The sequence below is a fragment of the Occallatibacter sp. genome (assembly GCF_049802275.1).
Classification (GTDB): domain Bacteria; phylum Acidobacteriota; class Terriglobia; order Terriglobales; family Acidobacteriaceae; genus Telmatobacter.
Window position 1 is genome coordinate 1 of the sequence record NZ_JBARMD010000554.1, and the last position, 7661, is coordinate 7661.

The window sequence follows — 7661 nt, forward strand, 5'->3', positions numbered from 1 at the left end:
GTGGAGAACAGCGTGCGGCATCTTTCGGGTTTGCGGATGCTGTCCCTGGACCAGCGCATGCATCTGGCCGAGGGAGAGGATGGGTGAACGCAACGAAAGGCCGGGAAGCGGTTCACGCAGTTCGAAGATGTGCGGCCACGGGCCGAGTCGTGTGTGCATCTGCAAAACCACGGTTTCGCGCAGGGGATCGATGGGCGGGTTGGTGACTTGCGCGAATCGCTGGCGGAAGAAGGCGTAGAGCGGACGCGGGGCGCGGGCGAGCGGCGCTATCGAGGTGTCGTCGCCCATAGACCAGACCGCGTCTTTGCCGTCGGTGGCCATGGGTTGAAGGACCATGCGCACGTCTTCGCGGGTGTAGCCAAAGCGATACTGGAGGCGATTGAGTTCGGAAGCCGCGAGGGCCGGCGGCGCTTCGATTGAATCTTCCAGTGGGACATCTTCGCTGATGAGGTCCTGGTAATGGCGCTTCGCGTCGTAGATGCGCAGGATTTCATCGTTTTCGAAAAAGCGGTGGAAGTCGAGATCGGCGACGATCATCTGGCCTGGGCCGAGGCGGCCGCTGTGAAGGATGTGGTGGGGGTCCATGTCCACGAGGCCAGCTTCGGAACCCGCGACAACAAGGCCGGTATCGTCGAGCGCAAATCGACAGGGGCGCAATCCATTGCGGTCGAGGATGGCGCCGACCTGGTGGCCATCAGTGAACGCCAGCGCTGCGGGACCGTCCCAGGGCTCGATGCAGTCGCCGCTGTACTGCAGGAACGATGACGAGTTGCCGGGATTGGCCGGCGGAACGATCATGCGCACGGCTTCACCGACGGTGCGGCCATTGTGGGCCAGGAGTTCCACGATTTCGTCGAGAGAGGTTGAGTCGGACCCGCCCTGCGTGAGCACTGGATAAACATCGAGCGGAAGCGTTGCAGCGCGAGCTTCCATTCGCGCGCGATTGCCCCAGATGGTATTGATTTCGCCGTTGTGCGCAAGGGTGCGGAAGGGCTGGGCACGCTCCCACGAGGGGAGGACATTGGTGGCGTAGCGCTGATGAAAGAGCGCGAAAGGCGTCTTGAATTGGGGATCAGCAAGGTCGGGGTAGAAGTCCGAGAGCAGTCGGCCTGCGCAGAGCGCTTTGTAGATCATCGTCGAGGACGAGATGCTGACGAAGTAGCCCGGAAGCTCAGAACGCTCGAATTGTTTGCGCGCAAGAAAGAGGCGGCGATCGAAGAATTCCGTGTCGTCGGATGTGACGAGCAGGTGCCAGATTTCAGGGCGTGAGGAAGCAGCGATTTCGCCCAGGACTTCAGGCCGGATGGGAACGGGCCGCCAACTGAGCTCTTCCATGTCCTGCTCAAAGAGCGCGGCTTCGATCTCCGCGCGCTGAGCGCCGTCATCCCGGGGAAGAAAGATAACTGCGACGCCAAGGGGGCTGCTTTCGTCGAGGGAGAGACCGCTCTGAGCCAGAAGCCACTCGCGTGGAATGGCCGTGGTGACGCCGACGCCATCGCTCGATTTGCCGTCGGCTGCAACAGCGCCGCGATGCTCGAGGCGGGCGAGAGCGCCAAGTGCGTGGCCGAGAATCTGGTGCGAAGGCTCAGCGGAGAGTTGGGCGACAAAGCCAACGCCGCAGGAATCGAAATCGAATCGCGGATCGATCAGGCTGCCATCAATATAGGAGGGCAGAGGCGCGAATGGACCTTCCCCAGCGGGAATTGCTGGTGTGGTGGATGTACGACGGGATGAATGCCGGTCGGGGGAACCCATATTCAACTATACGACCTTTGGAGATTTGATGTGGCTACGAATCGGGCTTAAGCAGCCGGGGAAACTGGGCAAGGAGTGCAGGCCAGACAGCTCGCGTTTGGCGCAGGGCGTCGACAATATCCAGTTCGAATTCGCAACTCGAAAGAAAGCATGTTACTTAGGTTGATTCTGCCTGCCGGTAGATGAAAACCCGACTTGCATACTTATACACTTTGTTTGTATATTTATGCAAGCGCGGCCGCAACTGCGAGCCGCGTTTTTGCTTTGTCTGAAAGCGGAAGATATGAAGTTTCAAAGACACAATGCGATTCGGGAACTTGTAGCGCATGCGCTGGTGGCGAACCAGGATGAGTTGCGCCGCAAGCTTCGCCGCCGCGGCTTTGAGGTTACGCAGGCAACGCTTTCACGTGATATTCACGAGTTGAGGCTTACAAAGGGTCCGGGCGGTTATTCCCTTCCCAATGGAAACGGAATCGGGAATGGCGCGGGAACGCATGCCGCGGATGACGGGCATCCGTCTGTCCCGGAGATGATGGAAAGTTTTGGGCTGAGTGTGCGGCACGCGATGAACCAGGTGGTATTGCGCACCACGATGGGCGGCGCACAGCCGATGGCCGCGGCGCTGGACCACGAAGGTTGGAGCGAAGTGTTGGGTACGATTGCGGGCGATGACACGGTGCTGGTGATTTGCCCTGATGTGAAGCGCGCACATGACGTGGAGGCGCGACTGGGAAAGATGCTGGAGTCATGACGAAGTCAGTGCAAACAGCGGTTATGGGTGTGACTGGATACGCCGGCGCGGAACTGGCTCGGCTGCTGCTGCATCACCCTCGATTGAAAGGCAAGCCCCCTGTGTTTGCCGGCCGCATGGATGAAAAGGATGCGGCACGAGGCGGTGTTCCGCTCGAAGAGATTCATCCGCAGCTTGCGGATAATAACGGGAGCCAGTCGCTGAAGGTGGAGCCGTTTTCGTGGGAGAGGCTGGTGGATCGCGGCGTGGAATTGCTGTTTCTTGCAACGCCGCACGAGCAATCCCGCGAGTGGGCGCCCGAGGCTCTGAAACATGGAATGCGCGTTGTCGATTTGAGCGGTGCCTGGCGTCTCGTCGACGCAAGGAACCGGGCTGTCTACGCCTTTGGGGACGAAGGATCTGCGGTCGCAATGACGACGCAGGCGAAAGCTGTTTACGGGATGCCTGAACTGCATCGCAAGGAGATCGCGAGCGCGAAGCTGGTGGCGAATCCAGGATGCTATGCCACGTCGGTGATTCTTGGGGTGCGGCCGCTGATTGCTGCGGAAATCGTGGACGTGTCGCACGGGATTGTCGCCGACGCGAAGAGTGGCGTAAGCGGAGCGGGTAAGGCTCCGACGGCGAAGACGCACTACATGTCCGCAGCAGATAATCTCTCGGCGTATGGCGTGTTCAATCATCGGCACACGGGCGAACTGCTGGAGCAGATCGGGATCGGTACGGGCGACATTGTGTTCACGCCGCACCTGCTGCCGATTCCGCGCGGGATTATGTCGACGATCTATTTGCGCTTCAAAGAAGCGCAGACGCATGAGAGCGTGGCGAAGATTTATCGTGAATTTTTTGCATCCAGCCCCATGGTACGCATCTATGAGAAGACGCTTCCGCAGATTCAGTATTCAGTGCGCACTAATTTCGCGGATATCGGGTTTCAGATATCAAGCGATGGGCGGCGCGCTGTGATTGTGAGCTGCCTCGACAATCTGCTGAAGGGCGCATCTGGGCAGGCAGTGCAGAACATGAACGTGATGCTCGGCTGGGACGAAGCGGAGGGGCTGGCATGAAGTATGTCGTAAAGCTGGGCGGTGCGGGCCTCGAGATTCCAGAACTCCTGCAGGGCTGCGTTCGCGCCATTACCGATCTGGTTCGCGATGGGCACCAGGTGGCGGTGGTGCATGGCGGCGGCGTGCAGTTAACACGCATGATGGAAAGGCTTGGCGCCAAAAGCGAATTTGTGAATGGATTGCGCATAACCGACGCGGAGACGCGGAACATCGCGCTGATGGTTTTTGCCGGCAAAGTGAATAAAGGACTCGTCGCCTCATTGGGGGCGCTCGGCCAACCTGCGGTGGGCATGACGGGCGGTGACGGATTGCTGTTCCGTGCGCGGAAAAAGCGGACCGCACCGGATCTTGGATTTGTGGGCGAGATTGTGGCGAGCGATCCGAGGTGGATCGAGGCCATCTGGAAGTTGAATGGAGTGCCGGTGATCGCGCCGATTGCGCTGGGATTTGATGGCGAGTACTACAACATCAACGGAGACGAGATGGCTTCAGCCTGCGCCGTCGCCTGCCATGCGGATGCCCTGGTTTTTCTAACCGACGTGCCTGGAGTAAAGGGTGCGAATGGAGAGGTGCTGCGCTGGCTGAGCATCGACCAGATCGCGGAGATGGCGAAGAGCGCAATCATCTCTGGCGGCATGTTACCGAAACTGGGCGCTTGCCGCGAGGCGCTGCTGAACGGCGTAAAGCGCGTACGGATTTTACCCGCGGAGGCGGCAGGTTCCCTTCCCGACCTGTGCAGCAGCCGCGTAGCCCACGGCACCGAAGTGATGGTGGCCTGAGGAGATTGAATTGACGAAACTCGATCAAATTCGCGCAGCAGAATCCAAACTGCTGCTTCAAACCTACGAGCGGAACCCGATTCTCTTTGTTCGCGGAGAGGGCGTGCACCTGATTGACGAGGGCGGTGCGAAGTATCTCGACCTGCTGAGCGGTATCGGCGTGAATGCCCTGGGGTACGGGCATCCGGCGATCGAGCGTGCCATCGTGAACCAAAGCCGCGCTCTGATTCACACATCGAACCTCTTCTATCACGAAGGGCAGGCGGAGCTGGCACTGCGATTGACCGAGCGAACCGGCATGGATCGTGCCTTCTTTGCGAACACCGGCACCGAGGCGTGGGAAGGCGCATTAAAGTTGGCACGTGCACACGCAGGACTGCTGCGCAGCGAAGGGAAGCAGATTGGGACCAAGTTTCTGGCGCTGGAACAGAGCTTTCATGGGCGCACCTACGGGTCAATGTCGACCACGTACAAGGCGAAATATCGTGAACCGTTTGCGCCGGGAGTTCCAGGCGTGGAGTTTGTGAAGTTCAACGATGTGGCTGATCTTCGGGCGAAGTTCTCGAATGAGGTTTGTGCGATTCTCGTGGAGGCGATCCAGGGCGAGGGTGGCATCCGGCCGCTTACGCAGGAATTCTTCACTGAAGCGCGGAAACTGGCCGACTCGACGGGCGCGTTTTTAATTGTGGATGAGATTCAGGCCGGAATGGGACGCACGGGCAAGTGGTGCGCATATCAGCATTACGGCATCAAGCCGGATGTAATCACGCTGGCGAAGCCGATCGCGGGTGGAATTCCGCTGGGCGCGTTCCTCTGCACCGAAGCGGCCGCACGCGCGATTCATGCCGGAATGCACGGGACGACATTCGGCGGTGGTCCGCTGGCCTGCGCCGTGGCCATCGCGGTGATCGACGCCATCGAAAACGAAGACCTGCTCAAGCATGCGACGGAGGTAGGCGATTACTTCCAGCAGCAGTTGCGCGGATTGGCAAAGAAGCACGATTGCATCAAGGACGTTCGCGGCAAGGGATTGATGATAGCCGCGGAACTGGATGCGGCAGATCTTGCCAAGGCGACGGTGGCCGAGATGCTGAAGCGCAGAATTCTGATCAATTGCACCAGCGACACCGTATTGCGCTTTCTGCCGCCCTACATCCTGGAACGCAAGCATGTAGATGAGGCCATCGAAGCGCTCGACGAGATTCTTACTGAGAAAACAGCGGCTGTAAGCGCCGTACATCAGACCACCGCAGGAGGAAACGATCGTGGCTAGCAGAGCGACCATGGAGCGCCGGGCACCCGCTGTTCCAGTAGAAAAGGATAATGACATTCTGGCCGCGGCTGCGCGCCTGGGCGGTGAGGATCTGTGCTCGATCGCGGATCTCTCGAGCAGCGAAGTACGCGCTATTGTCAAACTCGGACACGATGTGAAGATGAACCCGCGCGAGTATCGTCATGCGCTTGACGCGAAGCAGATGGTGCTGATGTTTGAGAAGGCGAGCCTGCGTACTCGGCTGGCGTTCGAGACAGGCATCAACACGATGGGCGGCAACGCGATCTTCGTGGACCAGACGAGTTCCCCACTGGGCGAACGCGAAGCCATTGCCGACATTGCGCGGAATGTCGAGCGCTGGGTTGATGTGATCGTGCTGCGTACCTATGCGCACGACACCATCACGGAGATGGCTGTGAATTCGCGGGTGCCTGTGATCAATGCGCTGTCTGATTTCGAGCATCCCTGCCAGGCCCTGGCAGATTTCATGACGCTGGAGGAGCACTTCGGTTCCGCGGCTGGATTGAATTTCACCTATGTGGGTGATGGTAACAACGTGTGCCACTCTCTAATGTTGACGGGCGCGCAACTGGGAACGAATGTGACGGTGGCAACGCCGCGCGGCTATTCGCCGGATATTGAAATTGTGACGAAGGCGCGAGAGATCGCAGAACAGAATAGTTGCGAGTTGAAACTGACTCAAGATCCGCAGGCGGCTGTTGAGAATGCGGATGCTGTCTACACCGATGTGTGCGTGAGCATGGGCATGGAGCACGAGTCGACGAAGCGCGCGCCGATCTTCAGGCCTTTCCAGGTGAACGAGGCACTGATGTCCAAGACGGCTCCGAATGGAGTCTTCATGCATTGCCTGCCTGCACGTCGCAATGCCGAGGTGACGGACGCGGTGCTGGACGGTCCGCAGTCGATTGTGTTTGATCAGGCTGAGAATCGCATGCATGCGCAGAAGGCATTGCTTTTGCTGTTGCTCGGCGGATTGGCGAATGTGGAGAAGTTTTCAGTGGTCAGTGGTCAGTGATCAGAACAATTCTCAATTCATTTACTCAACAGCCAATTATGGCAAAGACAGCGTGATCACTACACAGATCACTGACCATAGCTTTTTGAGGTTTTGCAAGCATGTCTGTAATTCTCGAATCATTGCCTGTTGGCCAGAAGGTTGGCATTGCCTTCTCCGGCGGGCTCGACACCTCCGCCGCGCTGCACTGGATGAAGCAGAAGGGGGCTATCCCCTATGCCTATACGGCTAACCTTGGCCAGCCCGACGAGACCGATTACGACGCCATTCCGCGAGCGGCTCTGGAATACGGCGCCGAAGAAGCCCGCCTGATGGACTGCCGCGGTCCACTCGTCCGCGAAGGCATCGCGGCATTGCAGGCAGGCGCCTTCCACATCAGTACCGCCGGCGTGACCTACTTCAACACCACGCCCATCGGACGTGCGGTTACCGGCACGATGCTGGTTACAGCGATGAAAGAGGACGACGTCAACATCTGGGGCGACGGGTCCACCTTCAAGGGCAACGACATCGAGCGCTTTTATCGTTACGGCCTGCTGGTCAACCCCGAACTCAAGGTCTACAAGCCCTGGCTCGACGCAGCGTTCATTGACGAGTTGGGCGGGCGCGCCGAAATGTCCGCCTTCATGCAGCGGGCAGGTTTTGCGTATAAAATGTCCGCCGAGAAAGCCTACTCCACCGACTCAAACATCCTCGGCGCAACCCACGAAGCCAAGGATCTGGAGCATCTCTCTTCGTCGGTCAGAATCGTCGATCCCATTATGGGGACGGCCTTCTGGCGGGACGACGTCGAGGTCCGTCGCGAAGAGATTACGGTGAGCTTTGAAGAGGGCTTCCCGGTCGCTCTCAACGGCAAGCATTTCGATGATCCCGTCGCACTGCTGCTCGAAGCGAACCGCATCGGCGGGCGCCACGGACTGGGCATGTCTGACCAGATCGAGAACCGCATTATTGAAGCGAAATCCCGCGGCATCTACGAGGCCCCTGGCCTGGCTCTGCTCTA

General features: G+C 59.0%; 7 protein-coding genes. 6 read left to right on the plus strand and 1 reads right to left on the minus strand.

The annotated features are described in order from the left end of the window. The coding region (locus WA354_RS19090) for a glutamate synthase central domain-containing protein (protein ID WP_472814613.1) at positions 1-1755 on the minus strand (1755 nt) is incomplete at its 3' end. Positions 1756-2038: 283 nt separating this feature from the next. Here WA354_RS19090 and WA354_RS19095 point away from each other — a divergent pair. The 6 genes from WA354_RS19095 to argG all read left to right on the plus strand — a co-directional run. Further along, positions 2039-2506 carry an arginine repressor gene (locus WA354_RS19095; RefSeq protein WP_472814608.1) on the plus strand — a complete coding sequence of 156 codons (468 nt, stop codon included), beginning with the start codon at positions 2039-2041 and terminating at the stop codon, positions 2504-2506. Continuing rightward, positions 2503-3570, plus strand: a complete 1068-nt coding sequence (gene argC, locus WA354_RS19100; RefSeq protein ID WP_472814609.1) for an N-acetyl-gamma-glutamyl-phosphate reductase — start codon at positions 2503-2505, stop codon at positions 3568-3570. Before WA354_RS19095 ends, argC begins: the two co-directional genes overlap by 4 nt. Beyond that, entirely contained in the window at positions 3567-4349 is a 783-nt protein-coding gene (gene argB / locus WA354_RS19105) for an acetylglutamate kinase (protein WP_472814610.1), read from the plus strand. The genes argC and argB overlap by 4 nt, the downstream gene beginning before the upstream one ends. Before the next feature lie 10 nt (positions 4350-4359). Beyond that, entirely contained in the window at positions 4360-5622 is a 1263-nt protein-coding gene (locus WA354_RS19110) for an acetylornithine/succinylornithine family transaminase (protein WP_472814611.1), read from the plus strand. Between the two features lie 10 nt (positions 5623-5632). Beyond that, positions 5633-6658, plus strand: a complete 1026-nt coding sequence (gene argF / locus WA354_RS19115; RefSeq protein WP_472814614.1) for an ornithine carbamoyltransferase — start codon at positions 5633-5635, stop codon at positions 6656-6658. Positions 6659-6759: 101 nt separating this feature from the next. Further along, a partial coding sequence (gene argG / locus WA354_RS19120; protein ID WP_472814612.1) for an argininosuccinate synthase occupies positions 6760-7661 on the plus strand: 902 nt, incomplete at its 3' end.

What these genes read in the sequence shown, in the direction of transcription:
- WA354_RS19095 (WP_472814608.1), top strand. Translation starts at nt 2,039, where the DNA reads ATGAAGTTTCAAAGACACAATGCGATTCGGGAACTTGTAGCGCATGCG.
- argC (WP_472814609.1), top strand. Translation starts at nt 2,503, where the DNA reads ATGACGAAGTCAGTGCAAACAGCGGTTATGGGTGTGACTGGATACGCC.
- argB (WP_472814610.1), top strand. Translation starts at nt 3,567, where the DNA reads ATGAAGTATGTCGTAAAGCTGGGCGGTGCGGGCCTCGAGATTCCAGAA.
- argF (WP_472814614.1), top strand. Translation starts at nt 5,633, where the DNA reads ATGGAGCGCCGGGCACCCGCTGTTCCAGTAGAAAAGGATAATGACATT.